Origin of the sequence: Streptomyces sulfonofaciens, from assembly GCF_014656295.1 — a bacterium.
Classification (GTDB): Bacteria; Actinomycetota; Actinomycetes; order Streptomycetales; family Streptomycetaceae; genus Streptomyces; species Streptomyces sulfonofaciens.
Window position 1 is genome coordinate 441,444 of record NZ_BNCD01000001.1, and the last position, 19,923, is coordinate 461,366.

The following is a 19,923-nucleotide window of genomic DNA, read 5'->3' on the forward strand; positions in this document are numbered from 1 at the left end:
CGCTAGGAACGGGGGCCGAGCAGGACCTGGCCGCGGGCCCCGGCGGCCGCGGCTGCCTCGGTCCTGACGGGCGTGCGGTCGCCGGACACGGACGCGGTGGGGGCCGCGGGGGCACCGGACACGGACGCGGCCACGGCTCCCGTGGTGGTCCGCGTGGCGGCGGTCCGGGCCCGGCGTGCGCGGGCGTGGGGCAGGGCCTCGTTCCGCACGCCGGAGGCCACTTCATGGATGCCGAGTCCGCCGGAGCGGCGCCGCGCCAGCACCGCGTACGTCCCGAGCGCGCCGAGGAGCAGCACCACCAGGAGGGTCTGCGCGGGGTGGTAGGCCATGAGGTACAGCGCGCCTGTGTCGCCCCCCTGCCGGGCGTGGTCCAGCACGGTGGACGGTGAGGGGTCGAACAGCAGTGCCGCCGGCAGGGCCGCACCGGAGGTCAGCAGGGGCAGGGTGACGACGCCGAGGACCAGCGCGCGCACGGCGAGCCGCCAGGGCGCGGGCCGACCGCCGCCGGCCGTCACCAACCTGAGCAGCAGCAGTCGCTTGCCGGGGGTCGCACCGGTCAGCCACGGCAGCAGCACGAACCAGACCGCGAAGACCACCGGCGGCACGCGCAGCACGTTCTGCATGCCTCCGTCGCCCACGTAGGCCATGGCCAGCACGCCGAACGCGGTGGTCGACGCGACTCCGATCAGGTCCACCGCCAGTGCCGTCAGCCGTCGGCCGAAGGCCACCGGGCGGCGGGCGAGCACCCGGTCGTCCAGCGTCTCCATGGTGGGCAGCAGGCGGGCCGGGCGGCCTGCGAGGACCCAGCCGACGACCGCTCCCGCGGTGTTGATGAGCAGGTCGTCCACGTCGAAGAGGCGGTACGGGCACGGGTAGGCGCCCCAGAGGCCGGTGCCCTGGGTGAGTTCGAAGAACAGCGAGGCGCCGAAACCGGCCGCGGCTGCGGCCCGGATGCCGCGGCGGAAGTGGTAGCGCAGGAAGACGCCCAGCGGCAGCAGCAGGATCAGGTTGAAGACCGCTCCGGCGACCGCCGGGTTGTGCAGGACCAGGGCGTTCAGCGTGGTCTTGTGGTGTGCCTCCTTCCAGATGTCGCTGAAGGTGTTGCCCGGTATCCACTGCGGGTGGGCGACGGGCGCGAAGGTGCGGCACATGTCCTGCGTGCGCCTGGGCAGCGGCACGACCGTCATGCAGACGGCGGTGACCGCGTAGTAGAGGAAGCCGGAGAGGCTCAGCGCGCGCCACTGCGAGAGCACGCCGTGCCGCCGGTAGAGGACCACGGCCGTCGGCAGGAAGAGCGCCAGCGCGAGCAGGGGGAAGAGGGCGGCGGCCGTCTTGATCGGCAGTACGTAGGCGGCGGTCATGGCGATGACTATACATCAAGCGTATACACCATGTGTATAGCCGAAAGGGTTGCGATGGAGGCGCCTCTGAACAGGAACTTTCCACATGTGCCTGTTCAGGCGCCCCACTCAGCCGTCCACTGAGGCGGGCGGCCTCCCGCGTACGCCCACCCGCCCGGGCGGCCGCCGCCCCTCAGGCACCGAGGGGGTCGTCGGACGTCTGTGAGGGGGGTGGGGCGTGTGTGATGGTGCGGACGGCCGCGTCCAGGGGAGGTTCCGCAAGCGCCGGGCCCGTGGGGCCGAGGAGCGCGGCCAGGGCGGCCCCCGGCCGGACGAGCCGGGACATCGGCTCGGAGAGGGTGAAGGCGTCGTAGAGGGCAGCGGCCGCCCCGGGCCGGTCGTTGGCGGTCCTCATGAGCCGGTCCGTGTAGCGCTGGACGAGGCGTGCGGTGACGGTGGGCGGGGCACCCATGGCGTCCGGGTAGCAGACGTCCTGCGTGGTGGCCGTCGCCCAGGCGCCTTCCGTGGTGCGGGCGACGGCCCGCTGGATGCGGTGGGCCACTCCCGAGAGCCGGCCGTAGCGGGCCAGCCCCCGGTGGAGTGCGACCGCGCCGTGTGCGGCGACCGACATGCCGTGCCCGTAGAGGGGGTTGAAGGTGGCGAGTGCGTCACCGAGGACGATGAACCCGTCGGGCCATCGGGGCAGCCGCTCGAAGTACCGCCGTCGGTTGGCGGTGCTGTGCGAGCAGTACACCGGCCCCTCGGGCTCGGCGTGCGCGATCAGGTCGCCCACGATGGGGTGCCGGACGCCACGGGCGAAGTCGACGAAGCAGGAGGCGTCGGCGGGCGGCTCGCCGCCCCGGGTGCCGGAGAGGGTGACCAGCCAGCGGTGGTTCTCGATGGGGACCAGGGTGGCGGTCTGACCGGGCTGCGGCATGCGGTGGTCGGCCTGCACGTTGATGAGCGGGAAGTCGGCCGGCGCGTCGGGCGGGGCGCGGAAGATCCTGGTCGCGTAGGCGAGTCCGGAGTCGACCGTCCGCTCCCGCACGCCGTACAACCCGATCCCGGCCAGCCAGCGCTCGGCCTGTGAACCGCGCCCGGTAGCGTCGACGACGAAGTCGGCCCGCATCTCCGTCTCCCGGCCGCTGTCCTCGTCACGCACCCGGACCCCGGTGACACGGGTGACACCGCCCAGCAGCCCCACGGCCCGGCCGTGCGGGGCGAGCGTGACGCGTTCGTGGGCGAGGACGCGTTCGCGGACCACCCAGTCCAGGAGGTCACGGCTGCAGGTGATCAGGTACTGGCGCTGCGGCCCGCGGCGCAGCCAGCCCTGGGCGGACATGGTGACGAGTTCGTCGGGGACGCCGATCCTCCGGGCGCCGACGGCCAGCCACCGCCGGGTGATGCCCGGCAGCAGCGACTCGACGGCACGGACGCCGCCCGACCACAGCAGATGGGCATGCCGGGCCTGGGGCACTCCCCGGCGCTCGGCCGGGCCGTCGGGGAGGGGGTGGCGTTCCACGACGGTGACCCGGTCAAGGTGGGGAACCAGTGCGGCGGCGGCCAGTGTTCCGGCCAGTCCGCCGCCGAGGACGATGGCGTGCGTGTGCGCACGTACGGTGTCGATGCCTTGCCGCATACCAGCAGGCTGTGGGCCGGCCGGGGGTCGAGGCAAAGATAATTTCCCCTTTCTTTGCTCCCTCATGATTGATTTGAGCCATCGGCTCGACCTCGTCATGGCAATGAGCGGCTCCCGCGGACGGCCCGGGCACGGAGAACCGGCGGACTCGCCGCAAGGAGGCCGCGGCACGACCGGGGCCGGTCCTCAGCGCCGGGACATGTAGAGCTCGAAGGCGCGGTACAGGAGGCGGTTGAGGGGGAAGTCCCATTCGCCGACGTACTCGACGGCCTCACCGCCGGTGCCGACCTTGAAGCGCAGCAGGCCCACCAGATGGTCGGCCTCGTCCAGGGTGTCGGTGATGCCGCGCAGATCGTAGACGGCGGCGCCGCGCTCGTGGGCGTCGGAGAGCATCCGCCACTGGATGGCGTTGTTCGGCTGGACCTCGCGCTTGCGGCCGGTGGATGCCCCGTACGAGTACCAGACGTGCTCGCCGACGGTGATCATGGTGGCCGCCGCCAGCAGGTCGCCCTCGTGATGGGCCAGGTAGAGCCGCATCCGGCCCGGGTCCTCGGCGGTCAGCGCCGTCCACATACGCTGGAAGTAGGCAAGCGGCCGGGGGGCGAACCGGTCGCGTGCCGCGGTCTCCACATACAGCTCGTAGAACCCGGGCAGGTCGTCGCGGTCGCCCTGGACGACCTTGACGCCCGCCTTCTCGGCCTTCTTGATGTTGCGCCGCCACTGCTGGTTCAGGCCGCGCCGTACCTCGTCCAGGGTCCGGCCCGCCAACGGCACCTGGAACACATAACGAGGCTGGCCGGCGCTGAAGCCGTCCGCGCCGTCCGCTCGGGGGCTCCGCCAGCCCATCCGGCGCAGCCGGTCGACGAGGGCGGCGGCCGCCGGCTCGTGCGCGGTGGCGTGGACGTCGGACAGCCGCCGTGCGTCGGGATCGGCCAGCGCGGCCTTGACCGTCTCGGCGTCCCATCGGTGGGCCACGACCGGCGGCCCCATCTTCACCCCGAAGGCGCCCCTGGCCCGCAGATGAGTGAGCAGGAGGGTGAGCCGCTGTTCCAGGTCGGGCGCGGACCAGTCGAGGAGAGGGCCCTCGGGTAGATACGCGAGCGAGCGCCCGATTCCGGGGAGGGGGCGGAAAAGGACCAGGCCGGCGCCGACGAGCCGATCGCCGTCCAGCCATCCCAGACTCTCCGGCCGCCAGTCCGGCTTCACCTCGCCCCAGGACGGCAACTGCAGATGGCTCGCCGAGGGCCGGGATCCGACGAACTCCAGGTGCTGCTCACGGGTAATCGGTGTCAGGCGAAGGCTCATACGCCACGCACTCCTTCGATCGGCACCGTCAGCCTATGAGCTGCCGTAGGAGTCCGTCCGGCGAGGAAACCGGCTGTACGCCAATCGTGGGAGCGAACACACTCGCTCGGCCCGCCCCTGGGCTCCCGAGCGTCCACGAGCGCACGCAGACGGCCCGAGCCTCCCCCCTCATGGCTCGGGCCGCCTTCCCCCGGGGTCTCCGCGCGGAGAACCGTGTGAAACAGGCTAGTTGACTCTCTGTCAGTGTCCAATCACTCTGGTAACGGGCACCTATCGACTTATTTATAGTTGCACGGTTCCGAGGGCAGGGAGGGGTGAGGTGCGGCATGGATCTGGCCCTGTTGCGCACCTTCGTGATGGTGCACCGGGCCGGTTCGTTCACCCGCGCCGCGGCTCTACTGGGCCTCTCCCAACCTGCGGTGACCGCCCAGATCCGGGCGCTGGAGAGGCAGCTCGGCCGCCCTCTGTTCCTGCGGCAGGCGCGTGGGGTCACGCCCACCTCCCTCGGTGACGAGCTCGCGCACAAGGCCGCACCGCACCTCGACGCCCTGGTGGAGATAGTCCAGAGCGGGCTCGACGATCCCGCGTCACAGCGCACCCTCCATCTGAACGGGCCTCCGGAGTTCATCTCGGAACGGGCCCTGCCCGCGCTGACCGCCCTGGTCGAGGACGGGCACCGGATGGCGCTGCGTGCGTCGTTCGGCCACGCCGAGGCATCCCTGGAAGGTCTGGCGGCCGGCCACTACGACCTGGCCATCACCACCGCCCGTCCTCGCGGCACACTGCTCACGGCCACGGCGCTCTGCGACGAGGAGCATGTCCTGATCGCCGGTCCACGCTGGGCCGCGCGCATCGCGCCGGGCGTGCTCCGGCTGAAGGGGGCCCCGGCGATGGAGAGCATGCCGGTGGTGGAGGTCCATGAGTCCCTCCCGCTGGTCACCCGGTACTGGGCCGAGGTCTTTGACGCGCTGCCCTCCACCTCCGGCACGGTGATCGTTCCGGACCTCCGCGCCGTCCTCACCTGCGTCATCTCGGGAGCCGGTTTCGCCGTCCTGCCGCGCTACCTCTGTACTGCCGCACTGGAACGGGGGGAGGTCGTGGCGCTGCTCGATCCACCGATACCCCCGCTGCGCACCTATTTCCTTGTGGTGCGCTCGGGCACTCTCGCCCTGCCGCATATGGCCTGGGCCCATGAATGGTTGCTGCGTGCCGCGCTTGACTGGGACTGAACGGGAATGTTTCACGTGGAACCAGCCGGGCCACATTTCTCCCATGACCGTCCGACCCGTGGTCAAACGCACCGCACGCGCCGTCCTGCTCGACGGCGACGATCTGATCCTGATCAAGCGGACCAAGCCCGGGGTCGACCCGTACTGGGTGACTCCCGGCGGCGGGGTGGAGCCCAGAGACACCACCGTGATAGACGCCCTCCACCGAGAGGTGGACGAGGAGCTGGGCGCCAAGATCGTCGATGTGGTGCCCTGCTTCGTGGACACCGTGGAGCACATCGGCGAGGACGGCGGTGCGACCGGGGTCAAGGTGCAGCACTTCTTCGTCTGCCGTCTGGAGTCCATGGACATCTCCCTGCGGCATGGCCCCGAGGTCGAGGAGCCCTGCGGGGAGTACGAGATCGTGCGTGTGCCCTTCACCCGGGTAGGTATCGCCTCCGTCCACCTTGTTCCGCTCTCACTGAGGCACTATCTGGACGGCAATATCGAGGGCGTACGGGCGCTCCACGCGCCTGACCTGGGGTGACGCCGGTATCCCGGAGAGGTGGGCAAGCGGCGGACCAGGGCCTGCCCGGAGCGGGCGCGGCGCGTGGCCCAGGGCCGGCGGCGCGGGAGCGGGGTGTGGTGTACGCCGACGCTAGTAGGCCCGGTTACTCCCCCTGCCGGACGCCGCCCCGGCCTTCGCTCGGCACGCTGGCGGAATGAGACTTCGTCGACCGGCCCGCCGGGCCCTCCTTGTCGTCCATGTGGCCGCCTCGGTCAGTTGGCTCGGGCTCACGCTGGGGCTGCTGGCACTGGGCGTGACCGCGGCCACCACACGTTCGCCGGCGGTCGCCGAGGCGTCGTACCGCTCGATGAAGGTCTTCGCCGACTGGCTGAACATCCCCATCGCCCTGCTGAGCCTGGTGTCGGGTGTGGTGCTCTCGCTCGGCACCCCCTGGGGACTGGCGCGGCACCGGTGGGTCCTCACCAAGTTCTGGATGACCCTGGCCGCCACCGGCCTCACGATCTTCGCTCTTCGTCCGGAGATCACCAGAGCCGCTCAGCAGGCGGTGGCGGGTCGGCAGGTCACCCAGGCGTCGGATCTCATCGTGGCCCCGTCGGTCGCCCTGGTCACCTACGCCTTTATGACGGCGATCTCCGTGCTGAAGCCGTGGGGACTGACCCGGCGAGGTCGAAAGCTGAGGATCAGTGCCCGCAAACAGGTGGACGTCAAGGCACTGCGTCCGACAGCCTGACCTGCGTGTCGACACCTTCTCTCACCGCACTCCCCATCCGCCGCCTGACCCCGCGCGATCTCCAAGCCTGCGCGGATCTGTCCGAGGACCGCGGCTGGCCCCGTGAAGAGCACAAGTGGGGCCTCCTCCTCACGGCCGGCACCGCCTACGGCATCGACGATCCGGGGGGCGGCCTCGTCAGCGCCTGCGTCCTCACCTCCTACGGCCCTCGGGAGGCGCCCGAGCTGGGGGCGATCGGCATGATGCTGGTCGCCGAGCGCCATGCCAGGCAAGGGGTCGGACGCAGGATGATGCGGTACGTCGTCGAAGCCGCGGGCCAGACACCGCTGACTCTCTACGCCACCCCCGAAGGTCGCCCGCTCTACGAGGAACTGGGGTTCAAGGCGATCGGACGAGCCGAGATGCTGCGAGGGCCCTTCGTTGCCGACGGGACTGCGGGGCCGGCGACCCGCCCCGCCGTCGCCGAGGATCTGCCCGCCATCCTCCGACTGGACAACGCGGTCTTCGGCGTCGACCGCACCCATATGATCACGCGCCTGCCCGCCTTCGCCGACCAGTTCCGCGTCGCCGAGGCAGCGGGAGAGGTCACCGGGTACACGGCAGCCTGGCCGAACACGGGCACCCATGTGATCGGGCCCCTGGTCGCCCAGGACCTTGCGACCGCCAAGGCGCTGATCAGCTCTCTGGCCGCCCACACGGACGGTCCCCTACGGGCCGATGTGGACGTCCGCCATGAGGGACTGGCGGCCTGGCTCAAGGAACGCGGCCTCGTCTCGCAAAGCTTCGACACCGTCATGGCCTACGGCATGCCGGAGCTTCCCAGTGACTGGACGCGGAACTTCACACCGCTGACGATGGCCACAGGCTGACCTGCCGAGGTGCCGGTGCGCGTGTGGGCTCTCCCGCCTGTCGCCGGCGGGCACCGGCTCACCGGTCCGGTGAGCCGGTGCCCTTAGGCTCGGGACCATGGGAGAACTCGACATACGACCGGCCACCGCGGAGGACATCCCGGCCATCGTGGCGATGCTGGCCGATGACCCGCTGGGGGCCGAACGGGAATCGCCCGGCGACCTCACGCCCTACACCGCCGCCTTCGAGCGGCTGGTCGGCGACCCGCACCAGCACCTGGTCGTCGCGGTACGCGAAGGTCGTGTGGTGGGGACGCTCCAGCTCACCATCATCCCCGGACTGTCCCGGCAAGGCGCCACGCGTTCCCTCATCGAGGGCGTCCGCGTCCATGCCGAGGAGCGCGGCAGTGGGCTGGGCAGCCGGCTGATCACCTGGGCCATTGAGGAGTCGCGGCGCCGGGACTGCCATCTGGTCCAGCTCACCTCGGATTCGACGCGCACCGACGCCCACCGTTTCTACGAACGGCTCGGATTCTCCGCCACACATATCGGGTTCAAGCTGGCGTTGTGAGAGGCGCCGGCCGCCCGGTCTTGTCCGGAAGGTCACTGGCGGGTGTTTCACGTGAAACACCCGCCGAGGACTGCTATGCCGGAAGCGGTCCCCATCCCTTCGGGTCCACTCCGCCCGGAACCGGGGCTTCTCTGTCATAGGGCTCGCGGGTGAAGACGAACGACCCCAGGTCCAGATGGCTGACCGAGCCATCGGCTCGTCGTACGGCACGCAGGATCTCGCCGGCGTAGTAGCCGTTGAGTCCGATCCATGTGCCGTCAGCGCGGGACCGGAAGCGTGCGCTACGGCCGCGCCCCGCCAATGGACTCAGCTCAAGAGTTCCGTCCCCGGTCAACCGTAGGGCCGATGCCTGTGTACCCCAGTACCAGGGGCCGGCCAGTTCCAGGACGGCCGGATCCACGTCCTTCAGCGGTGTCCAGGGTTCCGGGATCGGCGGCTCGGCCTCGGCGACGATTCGTACGAGATCGGCGGCCACGGCGCCGACAGCCAGGCCGGACGTGCAGTTGGTGAGGACGACGGCACCAAGCCGCTCTTCCACGCTGATCGTGACGGTCGCGAGAAAGCCCGGTAGTGAGCCGGAGTGGCCTACCAGGACCCGGCCCTCCTGGTCCTGGATCTGCATTCCCAGGCCATAGGTGTAGCCCGCCGACACATCGGCGGTCTCGGCGGGTGCCGCGGGGGTCCGCATCTCACGCAGCGTCTGCGCGCTGAGCACCCGGTCGTCGCCGTCCATCAGGAAGACGGCGAACCGTGCCAGATCACCGGTGGTGGACCATAGCTGTCCGGCGGGTGCCATCAGTCCGAGGTCCTCGGCGGGCTCCGGCATCATCACATCGGCCCAGGGGTGCACGGCCCAGCCTCCGGCGTTCGGCGGCTGCGGTCGGCCGCTGGTGCGGTCCAGTCCCAGCGGGTCCAGAACCTCCCGGCGCAGTACGTCTTCCCAGCATGCTCCTCGTAGCTTCTCGACCAGGGCACCCAGCAGCGTGTACCCGGGGTTGGAGTAGTGGTGCAGCCGTCCGGTCGGGTGGCGGAACGGTGTCTCGCCGAGGACATCGCCGAGCGTGGGGCGCAGCGATCCCGGGGTCCGCTCCCACCAGGAGCCCGGTGTCTCGGCCGCCAGGCCCCCCGTGTGCGAGAGGAGTTCGGCGATGGTGACCTCTCCGACGCCGGTGCCCGGGAGGTGCTTCTCCAGCGGGTCGCCGAGCTCCAGCAGGCCCTCGTCACGTAGCCGCATCACCAGGACGGCCGTGAACGTCTTGGTGATCGAGCCGATCCGGTACTGCACCTGCTCGTTCGGTCCGTGGCCGGGCACGCAGGTCCGTGCCCCGTGCCAGACCGTCTCGCCCTCACGGACCACGGCGGCCGCCACGGAGGGCGCTCGACCCTCCTTCTGGCCGACGGCGAGACGGTGCAGCAGGGCACGGCGCGTGGCCGGCAGCAACTGCTCGGTGCCGGACGGGGCCTGATCGGCGTTCGGTGTCTTCATGGGGTCAGTCCACCGCGGGACGGGGCGGGCGTCGAGCGGATTACCCGAGGGACCGCCGGGCGGGGGGTGCCCGCCGGCCCCCGCCCTCTTCGCACCACCGCAGTCCGGAGTTCCGCGCATCCTCGGCCCGGGGCCGGACCGCGTGCCGGGATTACACGGTCCGCGGGAAGAACCGTGCCTCCGGAAAGCGCGGCGACGGGCCGTCCAGCAGCCCGTGGTCATCCCTGCTCCGCAGGAAGCGGTCGAAGAAGGCGGCGAGGTAGGTGCGCCCCGCCGTGATCGCGCGCCCGGGGGCGATGGTTCCCACGTTCTCCCGCACGGTCTCGTCCGGCAGGCCGAGCTGAGCGGCGATCTGGGGGACGATCGTCTCCGCGTCCGTGTATGTGGCGTGCTCGGCGCCGCGCAGGATCAGCCCGCGGTGCCAACCGCTACTGTTCCGCCACAGCGCTTCCCAGGACGGTTCCGTACCGAGGTCGTCGCCGTCCTTGCCGATCAACAGGAACGGCCGGTCGAGTCCCTCGGCGGCAACGGTGGAGAGACGACCCGGGTCGGTGTCCTCCTGGACGTAGGCGAGGACGCCGTCGAAGTTGGCGCCGGCCAGGATCCGCGGGTCGTCGTGCATGGCCTGGAGCGCGGTGAAGCCACCGGCCGACTGGCCGAACATGCCGATCCGGTCCGGGAGGGCCACGGCACGCGGCCCCCTCGGCAGCGCGTCCGGCAGGCAGTCGAGGACGAACCGGGTGTCGGCGACCCGTACCGATGTCACCTTCTCCAGCAGCGCCACGATCAGCTCCGGATCCCCGCCGGCCTTGCCAAGCTCCGCGGGCAGGACGGACGCCTCCACCCGCCCACCGGGGAACTGAACCGCACCCGCGTCGTACGTGTGGTCGACGCTCACCACGACATACCCGCGGGAGGCCAGATCGTCACAGAGGGTGGTCCCGAGTGCCCGCGGGTCGGCGACGCCCGGTGAGTAGAGCACGATCGGGTACGGGCCGCGGCTCGTGTCGGCCGGCGCTCCCTCGTGGGCGTGGGTACGGGTGGCCGCCCAGTCGACCTTGTCGGCAGGGATTCCGGCGAGGTTGTTGAGTGCGGCGAAACCGGCGGCCTCACCGGGCAGCATCTGCGGGGCGGCCGGGTGGGCGGCGGGGCTGAGGGCCGGGTACCGGACGGTGGTCATGAGTTCGCGGTACGGCTGCCCGGGTCGCCAGGGGTCGGGCCGGGAGCGGTCCACCAGGCGCAGCGCCTCGGTTCCGACGGCGTACGGGCCGGTGGGTACGGGCAGCGTCAGCCGGACGAGGCCGCTCGTACCCGGTGCGCCCGCGGTACGCGCGGGAGTACCGGCCGTCCTTCCCACGGCGTTGCGCCCCCTGCCTGCGGCGGAGGTGGAGCGCCCGGCGGAGGCTGCCGGAGGTACGACGGCCAGTGCGGCGACGGCGGTGCCCGAGAGCAGTGCCGCGCGACGGGTGAGCAGTACGGAGCGACGGTTGAGCATGAGGGATTCCCCCGGGTGGATGGAGGGCGGGCGGTGCACGGGGTCCGCGGGAGCCCCGGGTGTCCGGGCTCACGGCGCTTCGGCGGCACGGGCGCACGGCGCTTCGGACTTCACCGCACCGCGGCTGCTGGCTTCACCGCCTCGGTGCCGGCGTGCGTCCGGGCGCCGACGCACCGAGGCTCCGAAGTGCCGGCCGCCGCGAGAACCGATGCCCGGAACCCGGATGACCCCGGCACGCCGGCGATGACGGCCCCAGAATCGCCGATCACCGCGGGGGTGCCCACCCGGCTGGCCGGGTGATCTGTGTGGGGGACAACCGGTAGCACCGGGCACGTCGGCTGGGCCAGGGCAACCGGACCGCCCCGACGACACCGCCTTCCACACCTTTGACGACCAGCTCCTGACCGCCGCCCGGCTGCGCGCGCCGCCCGGCCCGGGAGACCGGTCGGCCGTCAGCGCCCGCAACCGGGTGCTCGCTCCACCGGCGAGCGGCCATTCCTGCGTGGTTCGCGTGAGCGCCGACACGGCGCTTCACCGGCCAGGAGGCCCCACCCTCACCCTCCCTGCCGTCAGCCCAGTTCCCTGGGCCCGTAGGGCGCGGCCGCCGCACCCGTCAGCAGGGCCCAGTAGCGGTCGCCGTACGACCAGTGCCACCACTCCGTGGGGTAGTTGACCAGGCCGGCAGCAGCCAGCGCAGTGCCAAGGACCTCCCGGTGGGAGCGAGCGGCGTCGCCGATGTTGTCGGCCCCCGTGTAACAGGCGCCCGCGCTCTCCTCCGGAGTCGCGTTCATACGCGTGCCGAGGTCGAGTTCACGGCCGTCCTCGTCGGCGAGCGTCAGGTCGACGGCGGCCCCGGCGCTGTGCGGCGCGATCTCGGGCGGGGAGACGTAGCGACTCGCCGCCGCCCGGACCTGCCCAGCGGTCCATTCCGGATGATCCGCACGCAGTTCTGCGGCGTACGTGTCGAAGTAGTGGCGTTGGAGGGACGGGGGCCGGTACCCCTCGACGAACAGCAGCCGCATCCCCCGCGGCAACTGCGCCTGGGCTTCGAGGAGCCGGTCGAGCACCCCTTCCCGGAGGTGCACGAAGGCCCCTGCGGAGTCCTGCCGCTTCCGCTCGTCGACCAGCAGGGCACTGTCCCTGCGCACGTCCACGAGCCGTTCACCGCACTCCCGGACGGACACCGCCGCGACCCTGGGGTCCGACATCAGGATGAGCTCAGTCATGCCACGATCATCCCGCGGACACACCGCCGTGCGGACCGCGCAGCCGGATCCGGCGGGACCGCCCGAGGGCCGGGCGGGGCCGCTGCGCGGGGCCGGGCAACGTGTACGAGGCGGCGGTACGGGTCGGCTGACCGGCCGTCACTGGGAGATCTCGCTCCACCGGGGCCGGCGCGAGCGCACCCGCACCCTGCGGTGCGGCGGTGAACTGTTGCGGTACAGCGAGCGCTCGCCGTCCGTCAGGAACCACGGGTCGGCGGGCAGATCCCCCTCGGGGAAGGAATCCCGCACCGCGAGGTAGTTGATGCCGATGACGGCGCGCTGGAAGTCCGTGAGCGATGCCACGGGGCTCTCCGGGGCGCCGTCGAAACCGTGCCCTGACCCCGGTGGCGGGGCCGGTGTGCCATCGATCGGCAGGGGGTGGTCGGTCAACCGCCGGTAGATACCGATGATCCACCGCAGGTGGGCGCGGTCGACGGTGGCGCCGCTCCTCGGTTCGAGGAGGGCGCTGATCTCCCGTCCCATGAAGGAGCCCGGCGCCCGGCTCGCCGCTGCGTCCTGTACGTCATCCTCGTCCCGGACGCCATCCTCGTCCCGGACGGCTTCGAGCCGGGACAGACCGATCAGCCACCTGCCGCCCGCCCACCAGTTGACCACCGTCAGCACCAGTGCGAGCGCCACCAACCAGCCGCTCCCGCCGAAGCGCAGCCCCGTCTTCCCCCACCACCACGGCGCTACCGCCAGGACCAGGAGGACGCCGGCGCCCCGGGCCACCCAGGCGGACGGATCACGGCGTGACATCCGATGGACGAACCCGGGCCGGCGTCGAGGAACGGCACGCGAGACCAGCCCGTGCACGAACGCGTTCCCGCCGGTCGTGATCTCGTCGAACACCCAGCCCGCGCGCTCGGCCGAGGGCATCCTGTCCAGGTACTCCTCGATATGGGCGGCGAGGAACCATGCCGTGAACGCGTGGGCGACCGTCAGCGCGGCGAAGACGATCCACATCCGCTCGACCTGCACGGAGACCGCGGCCACCTGGAGGGACCGACCCCCGGCCAGGAGGCGGGTGAGCACGACGGCGACGGCCAGGAGCCCGCCGAAGGCCAGGATCCGCGCCGCGTTGCGGGCTCCGGCCACAATGCGCCGCTGGGAAGCACTCGGGTCGTTCACCGGCTCACGGTCGTTCAGCCGGACCGGGGTTGGCAAGTCCCCGCACGTGTTCCGCGACCCGCCGCGGCTTCCTCCGCCCGCCGCGGCAGCGTTCGGCACCCTGACCGCGCGACCGAGGACCGCGTCTCCTCCGGGGGACCGGCCCTGCGGGTCTCGCGCTCGTGTCGAACGCCGCCCTCGTGGCCTGCGGCTTCGCCCGGGGCCTCACGACGTGTCGGACGGTGGAACCTCGCGCCTGTGTCGTCCGCCCGCGGGTCCGCCTTGGCGTGCGTAAGCATGACCGATGTGGCGGAGTCGGGAGATCACTTGGGCCGATCCTCGGCATGACCGGTCGGGCGACGCGGGGACGAGGGAGCAGGGCCGCTGTCACAGACCGGGCTGCCGTTCGCTGTGGGCACCGGCCGTCCGACATCGACCGTGGGCTTCCGACACGGGAAACGAGACCCCACAGGCCCGGCCCTCACGTCCCCGCCATGTCCACGAACCGCGAGTAGTGCCCCTGGAAGGCCACGGTGATGGTGGCCGTCGGGCCGTTGCGGTGCTTGGCCACGATCAGGTCGGCCTCGCCGGCGCGCGGGGACTCCTTCTCGTAGGCGTCCTCGCGGTGCAGCAGGATGACCATGTCGGCGTCCTGCTCGATGCTGTTGTGGGCGAGGATGCCGTCCGCGATGAAGTTGTGCGTGCCCTTGACGGTGGCGTCGAAGACCGGCTGCTCGCCGAGCGGTTCGATCGCGACCACACGGTCCCAGAACACGTCGTTGCGCTCCTCGGAGGCGGGGACCGCGCCGTCGTCCAGGACCCGGCCCGGCGCCGCTCCGCCCGCCGCGCCGATCACCTGGTGGAAGACCCGCGACCCGGCCGCGTCGGCGACCACCACGCGGCACCGCGGGCCTCGCCCCTCGGGCCCGGCGGCCGCACCGCCCCGCGCAACCGCTCCCAGTTCCTCGATCCGGGACACGATCCCGAACCGGGACAGCAGCACCGCCACCGCATCGGCCAGCTCACGGCTCGACGTGGTGAACGACGGGGTGTCCGGGGCCGCACCCGCGCCCACAGCCGTATCCGCGCCCGCGCCGCACTCCCACAGGCGCCGCAGGAAGACCGCCACCTCACGATCGCCCGCCGCGTACACGGCATCGGGCACACGCTCCGCGCGGGCGCCGGTCGCATCGTCCGCGACCGCCTCCGCCAGTTCCCCGATCCTGCTGTCCGGCCAGTCGAGTCCCGCCACCAGCGGAGCCGGGACGCGCCTCGGCACCGCGATGACGCTGCCGGCGGCCAGCTCACCCAGCGGCCGCCAGCCCCCGCCCGTCAGGAACGGGTGGTTCGCCGTCGCCTTGACCCGGCGCCCGGATGCCAGCCGCAACCGGAACACGGGCTTGGTGCCGGACGAGAACACATGGGTGACCGGCGCCCGCACCAGCCGTCCCGCCTCGTCGAGCGACCACACCAGCACTCCCTCGTGGCCGTTCGCCATCAGCTCGGCGAAGGTCACCGGCGCGCCGGTGTCCGCGCGCAGCAGGGCCGTGTCGGCGGTCATGCAGCCCGACTCGCGCAGGTCGGACACCATGGGCTTCTTGTCCGTACGCTGCTCGGGCCCGCGGTTGAGCTGGGAGAGCGCGATGACGGGCAGTTCCAGCTCCTTGGCGAGCAGTTTCAGGTTCCGGGACATGTCGGAGACCTCCTGCTGACGGCTCTCCGCCCGCCGGGAACCGCCGGACTGCATCAGTTGCAGGTAGTCGATGACGACCAGCCGCAGGTCGTGCCGCTGCTTCAGGCGGCGGCACTTCGCCCGGATCTCCATCATGGAGAGGTTCGGCGAGTCGTCGATGTAGAGCGGGGCAGCCGTCACTTCGGGCATCCGCCGCGCCAGACGTGTCCAGTCGTCGTCCGTCATGGTGCCGGAGCGCATGTGGTGCAGCGCCACACGCGCCTCCGCGGACAGCAGCCGCATGGCGATCTCGTTGCGCCCCATCTCCAGCGAGAAGATGACACTGGGCAGATCGTTCTTGATCGAGGCGCTTCGGGCGAAGTCCAGGGCGAGCGTGCTGTTGTGCGTGGGCACCATCGAGCGGGTCGCGAGGTACAGGTGCGCGGGGTTGTCCACCTGTACGCACCGGACGGGAACGGAGCTGACCTCCTGCACGTCCCTGATGAACCGCTGCTTCAGCCTCGGCGCCACCGGGCGGCGCCGGGCCCGGTGCACCTGCTGCCCGGGCCCCGGCCGGAACACCTCGTCGTCGGTGGAGAAGGTGACGACGTAGCGGGTCGAGGGCTGCCCGGAACGTCCCCTGACGCGCTCGCTCCGCGTGCCGCACCGGTACCCGAGGCTCAGCACCAGCTCGCGGAAGCCGTCGGCCAGGGCGGGGTGCCCGGCGGCGAACCGGACCGCGCCGGTGCGGTGCACGCGTCCGCCGGAGTGGAGGAGACCGGCGAGCAGGGCCCGCCGCTGGGAGAGCGACGCCCGCAGATACGCGCCGGGGATGTGCCTGTTCCCCAGCAGTCCCATGGCGCGGTACCGCGAGAGCTGCGGGTCCCCGGTGGCGTGTGCCGCCGCGTCGCCGTCCGCGTCCCCGAGCCACACCCCCAGCGTGTAGGGCTCCACCGGGAGGTCCCGGTCGGGGAGGTCGAGGGGGGCACCTAGGCGGACGGAGTGGTTCATCCGCCGGTCGTCGGCGGCACAGCGCACCGTCTCGGCGATCTCCTTGGTGGTCCTGACCGAGGCGAACACCCGCTGGGCGCGGACCTTGCCGGCCGCGGCCTCCTGCGCCGACCTGCGGGAGGCGCGGGTGTCGGTGAGCCACTGGTGGTCGGCGTCGGCGATCACACTCGTCCCGTCATCGAAGGTGATCTCGAAGCACGGGCGCCCCTCCATCACCTCCGTGGCGGCCACGACCCGGGTCGGTCTTCCGTCCGCCCCCATGAGCAGGTCGCCCTCCGCGACCTCGCCCATCGTGGTCCAACCGGTGGGCGTGGGCAGCGGGGTGTCCAGGGCGAGGGCCTTGCCCATGGCGGGACGCGCCGCGATAACGATCATCTGGCCCGGGTGCAGGCCGTTCGTCAGCGAGTCGAAGTCGGTGAAGCCGGTCGGCACGCCCGTCATCTCACCGCTGCGGGAGCCGATCGCCTCGATCTCGTCGAGGGCGCCCTCCATGATGTCGCCGAGCGGGAGGTAGTCCTCGCTGGTGCGCTGCTCGGTGACGGCGTAGATCTCGGCCTGGGCGCTGTTCACGATCTCGTCGACGTCGCCGTCGGCCGCGTATCCCATCTGGGTGATACGCGTGCCCGCCTCCACCAGACGGCGCAGCACCGCACGCTCGCGGACGATCTCCGCGTAGTACTCGGCGTTGGCCGCGGTCGGGACCGTCTGCACGAGGCTGTGCAGGTAGGCGGCACCGCCGATGCGGGTGATCTCGCCGCGGCGGGTGAGCTCGGCCGCGACCGTGATGGGGTCGGCCGGCTCCCCCTTGGCGTACAGGTCCAGGATCGCCTGGAAGACGGTCTCGTGGGCCGGGCGGTAGAAGTCGCGGCCCTTGAGGACCTCGACGACGTCCGCGATGGCATCCTTGGAGAGCAGCATGCCGCCGAGGACGGACTGCTCGGCCTCCGGATCCTGGGGCGGCACCCGCTCGAAGGAGGCACCGCCGTCCCAGGTGTCGCTCTCACGGCCGCGCTCGTGCTGGTCGTCACGGCCGCGGCGGCCTTCGGCGGCGCGGTCTGCGTCGGGGCGGCGGCGCGAGGCGGGCAGACGATCGCCTGGTCCACTGTCGGCCCACGGATCGTCCAAGGGCTCGGAAAGGCTCACCGGGCCACCTCCTCGCGTCCGCCGAGCGGACCTAGCCGTGCCCTTCTTTCCTACGGCACGGCACTGACAAAGTAAGAGGGCCCAGTCCACTTCCGACGCGTGATTCTGTGGGGTTTCCGCGGTCTCCGAACGGGACGGGCGCCGCACTACCGTAGGCCGCTCGGCGGCGTCAGCCAATCTGGTTATCCACAGGCACTGTGGATAACGGTTCCCAGGCTGTGGAGAACCCGCCAAAACCTGTGCACGAGCCAGTGGACAGCACTGTGAACAAGCCGGAAGTCCTCTCCATGGACACCTTCTGACCTGGCCTTTCAGCGTCCACCGGCTGTGCAGAAGAAAAATTTTCCCGGTCGGCTCAAGATCACACCAAGCCCTGTACGGCAGGCCACCCGACCGAGTCAAGGTAATAGGCAGAGAAGCGTTGCGTCTCTTACCTGTGGAAGATTACATTGATGCCCATGACACAGGCTCCCGCGGCGGCCGACCGCGCCTCACAGAAGCCGCACCGACGGCACGATCGAGAGATCCTCGCGCTCGCCCTCCCCGCCTTCGGTGCCCTCGTCGCCGAGCCTCTGTTCGTCATGGCGGACAGCGCCATCGTGGGCCACCTCGGCACCAGTCAACTGGCCGGGCTCGGCGTCTCCTCCGCCCTGCTTACCACCGCGGTCAGCGTCTTCGTCTTCCTCGCCTACGCCACCACCGCCGCCGTAGCCCGCCGGGTCGGCGCCGGGGACCTCCAGGCCGCCGTCCGCCAGGGGGTGGACGGCATCTGGCTCGCCCTGATCCTCGGCGCCGCCGTCATCCTCGTCGTCCTGCCCACCGCGCCCGCACTCGTGGAGGTCTTCGGCGCCTCACCGACCGCGGCCCCGTACGCCACGACCTATCTGCGGATCTCCTCCCTCGGCATCCCCGCCATGCTGGTCGTGCTGGCCGCCACCGGTGTCCTACGCGGTCTCCAGGACACCCGCACCCCGCTCTACGTCGCCATCGCAGGCTTCGTCGCCAACGGCGTCCTCAACGCCGCCCTGGTCTACGGCGCCGGCCTCGGTATCGCCGGGTCCGCCTGGGGGACCGTGATCGCGCAGTGCGGCATGGCGGCCGTCTACCTCACGGTCGTGGTCCGCGGCGCCCGGCGGCATGGCGCCTCGCTGCGGCCCGACGCCGCAGGCATACGCGCCTGCGCCACCGCAGGCGCTCCCCTGCTCATCCGTACGCTCTCGCTCCGGGCCATCCTGATGATCGCCACCGCGGTCGCCGCACGGCTGGGAGACGCCGATATCGCCGCCCACCAGATCGTCCAGTCGCTCTGGAGCCTGCTCGCCTTCGCTCTCGACGCCATAGCCATCGCCGGGCAGGCGATCATAGGCCGCTACCTGGGAGCGGCCGACACCCGCGGAGCCCGTGACGCCTGCCGCCGGATGGTGCAGTGGGGAATCGCCTCCGGAGTGGTGCTCGGCCTGCTGGTGATCGTGGCCAGGCCGCTGTTCCTTCCCCTCTTCACCTCGGACGCCGCCGTCAGGAACACCGCGCTGCCCGCCCTGGTGATGATTGCCGTATCGCAGCCGATCTGCGGGATCGTCTTCGTCCTGGACGGCGTACTGATGGGCGCGGGGGACGGGCCTTACCTGGCCGGAGCCATGCTGGTCACCTTGGCCGTCTTCACACCCGCGGCTCTTCTGGTGCCCGTCCTCGACGGGGGGCTGACCGCCCTCTGGGGAGCCATGACGTTGATGATGGTGGTGCGGATGCTGACGCTGTGGCTCCGCTCCCGCTCCGGACGCTGGATGGTCACCGGCGCCGCACGCTGATCTTTCGCCAACACCGTCCACAGGGCACCGCGCGCCGACCTCCGATGGAACCGATCGCAGAACACCGCGGGCTGACCTTTCAGCGGCACCATGCGCTGAGCACACCGCACCGAGTCCCACCGTCTCGCTCCGTCCGTACACCTCAAGCATGTTTCACGTGAAACACCGCCATCGGACGCAGAGGGGACGGAACACACCACAAGCCCGGCCTCGGTTCTGTGCACCGGGACAGCGAAGGGGCCGCACCCTCACGGATGCGGCCCCTGACGCGCTGTCTCGCCGCGCTCTATCGCTCTGCCCAGCGCCTGCGCTCAGGCAGCGACCACCTCGACGGTGACCTGAGCGGCCACCTCGGGGTGCAGACGCACGGACGTCGCATGCGCGCCCAGCGTCTTGATCGGCGAGCCCAGCTCCACACGGCGCTTGTCGACCTCGGGACCGCCGGCGGCCTTGATCGCCGAGGCGACATCGGCCGGGGTGACGGAACCGAAGAGGCGTCCGGCGTCGCCGGAACGCACGGCCAGACGGACCTTCACAGCCTCAAGCCGGGCCTTGATCTCGTTGGCCTGCTCGATGGTCGCGATCTCGTGGATCTTACGAGCACGACGGATCTGCTCGACGTCCTTCTCGCCGCCCTTGGTCCAGCGGATCGCGAACTTCCGCGGGATCAGGTAGTTGCGAGCGTAACCGTCCTTGACGTCGACGACATCGCCGGCGGCGCCGAGGCCCGAGACCTCATGGGTAAGGATGATCTTCATCAGTA

15 protein-coding genes are annotated in these 19,923 nt (G+C 71.3%); 6 read left to right on the forward strand and 9 right to left on the reverse strand.

What is annotated here, in order from left to right; genetic code table 11:
• Positions 1–2 precede the first annotated feature (2 nt).
• The 3 genes from IE313_RS01750 to IE313_RS01760 all read right to left on the reverse strand — a co-directional run bounded on the left by IE313_RS01750 (position 3) and on the right by IE313_RS01760 (position 4,284).
• Positions 3–1,361 carry a VanZ family protein gene (locus IE313_RS01750; protein WP_189929034.1) on the reverse strand — a complete coding sequence of 453 codons (1,359 nt, stop codon included), beginning with the start codon at positions 1,359–1,361 and terminating at the stop codon, positions 3–5.
• Positions 1,362–1,533: 172 nt separating this feature from the next.
• Positions 1,534–2,979, reverse strand: coding sequence for an NAD(P)/FAD-dependent oxidoreductase (locus tag IE313_RS01755; protein ID WP_189929035.1), 1,446 nt, complete (start codon positions 2,977–2,979; stop codon positions 1,534–1,536).
• Between the two features lie 186 nt (positions 2,980–3,165).
• Positions 3,166–4,284 (reverse strand): lipid II:glycine glycyltransferase FemX, encoded by a 1,119-nt coding sequence (locus IE313_RS01760; RefSeq protein ID WP_189929036.1) that lies wholly within the window; start codon positions 4,282–4,284, stop codon positions 3,166–3,168.
• 326 nt (positions 4,285–4,610) lie between these two features.
• Here IE313_RS01760 and IE313_RS01765 point away from each other — a divergent pair, with 326 nt between their 5' ends.
• The 5 genes from IE313_RS01765 to IE313_RS01785 all read left to right on the forward strand — a co-directional run bounded on the left by IE313_RS01765 (position 4,611) and on the right by IE313_RS01785 (position 8,170).
• Complete coding sequence (locus IE313_RS01765; RefSeq protein WP_189929037.1) at positions 4,611–5,513, forward strand: LysR family transcriptional regulator; 903 nt, start codon at positions 4,611–4,613, stop codon at positions 5,511–5,513.
• A gap of 43 nt (positions 5,514–5,556) precedes the next feature.
• A complete protein-coding gene (locus IE313_RS01770) occupies positions 5,557–6,039 on the forward strand; it encodes an NUDIX domain-containing protein (protein WP_189929038.1) in 483 nt (160 codons plus the stop codon).
• A 175-nt stretch (positions 6,040–6,214) separates the two neighbouring features.
• Positions 6,215–6,751: a DUF2269 family protein gene (locus IE313_RS01775; RefSeq protein WP_189929039.1), complete on the forward strand. Its 537-nt coding sequence runs from the start codon at positions 6,215–6,217 to the stop codon at positions 6,749–6,751.
• Positions 6,752–6,756: 5 nt separating this feature from the next.
• Positions 6,757–7,620, forward strand: a complete 864-nt coding sequence (locus IE313_RS01780; RefSeq protein WP_189929040.1) for a GNAT family N-acetyltransferase — start codon at positions 6,757–6,759, stop codon at positions 7,618–7,620.
• A gap of 97 nt (positions 7,621–7,717) precedes the next feature.
• Entirely contained in the window at positions 7,718–8,170 is a 453-nt protein-coding gene (locus IE313_RS01785; protein WP_189929041.1) for a GNAT family N-acetyltransferase, read from the forward strand.
• A gap of 73 nt (positions 8,171–8,243) precedes the next feature.
• Here IE313_RS01785 and IE313_RS01790 read toward each other — a convergent pair whose 3' ends face one another.
• From IE313_RS01790 to dnaB, 5 genes are all read right to left on the reverse strand, one after another.
• The gene (locus tag IE313_RS01790; RefSeq protein ID WP_189929042.1) at positions 8,244–9,656 is read right to left on the reverse strand and encodes a serine hydrolase domain-containing protein; all 1,413 of its coding nucleotides are present in this window, start codon (positions 9,654–9,656) and stop codon (positions 8,244–8,246) included.
• Positions 9,657–9,807: 151 nt separating this feature from the next.
• Positions 9,808–11,151 (reverse strand): alpha/beta hydrolase family protein, encoded by a 1,344-nt coding sequence (locus IE313_RS01795; protein WP_189929043.1) that lies wholly within the window; start codon positions 11,149–11,151, stop codon positions 9,808–9,810.
• Between the two features lie 569 nt (positions 11,152–11,720).
• Positions 11,721–12,377, reverse strand: coding sequence for a M15 family metallopeptidase (locus IE313_RS01800; protein WP_189929044.1), 657 nt, complete (start codon positions 12,375–12,377; stop codon positions 11,721–11,723).
• A gap of 138 nt (positions 12,378–12,515) precedes the next feature.
• Positions 12,516–13,547, reverse strand: coding sequence for a hypothetical protein (locus tag IE313_RS01805; protein WP_189929045.1), 1,032 nt, complete (start codon positions 13,545–13,547; stop codon positions 12,516–12,518).
• Positions 13,548–14,007: 460 nt separating this feature from the next.
• Positions 14,008–17,499 (reverse strand): replicative DNA helicase, encoded by a 3,492-nt coding sequence (gene dnaB / locus IE313_RS01810; RefSeq protein ID WP_308439129.1) that lies wholly within the window; start codon positions 17,497–17,499, stop codon positions 14,008–14,010.
• A 311-nt stretch (positions 17,500–17,810) separates the two neighbouring features.
• On the opposite strand from dnaB, the gene IE313_RS01815 reads away from it, so the two are divergent.
• Entirely contained in the window at positions 17,811–19,160 is a 1,350-nt protein-coding gene (locus IE313_RS01815; RefSeq protein ID WP_189929046.1) for an MATE family efflux transporter, read from the forward strand.
• 311 nt (positions 19,161–19,471) lie between these two features.
• On the opposite strand, the gene rplI is transcribed toward IE313_RS01815, so the two are convergent.
• The gene (gene rplI, locus IE313_RS01820) at positions 19,472–19,918 is read right to left on the reverse strand and encodes a 50S ribosomal protein L9 (protein ID WP_189929047.1); all 447 of its coding nucleotides are present in this window, start codon (positions 19,916–19,918) and stop codon (positions 19,472–19,474) included.
• Between the last annotated feature and the right edge of the window lie 5 nt (positions 19,919–19,923).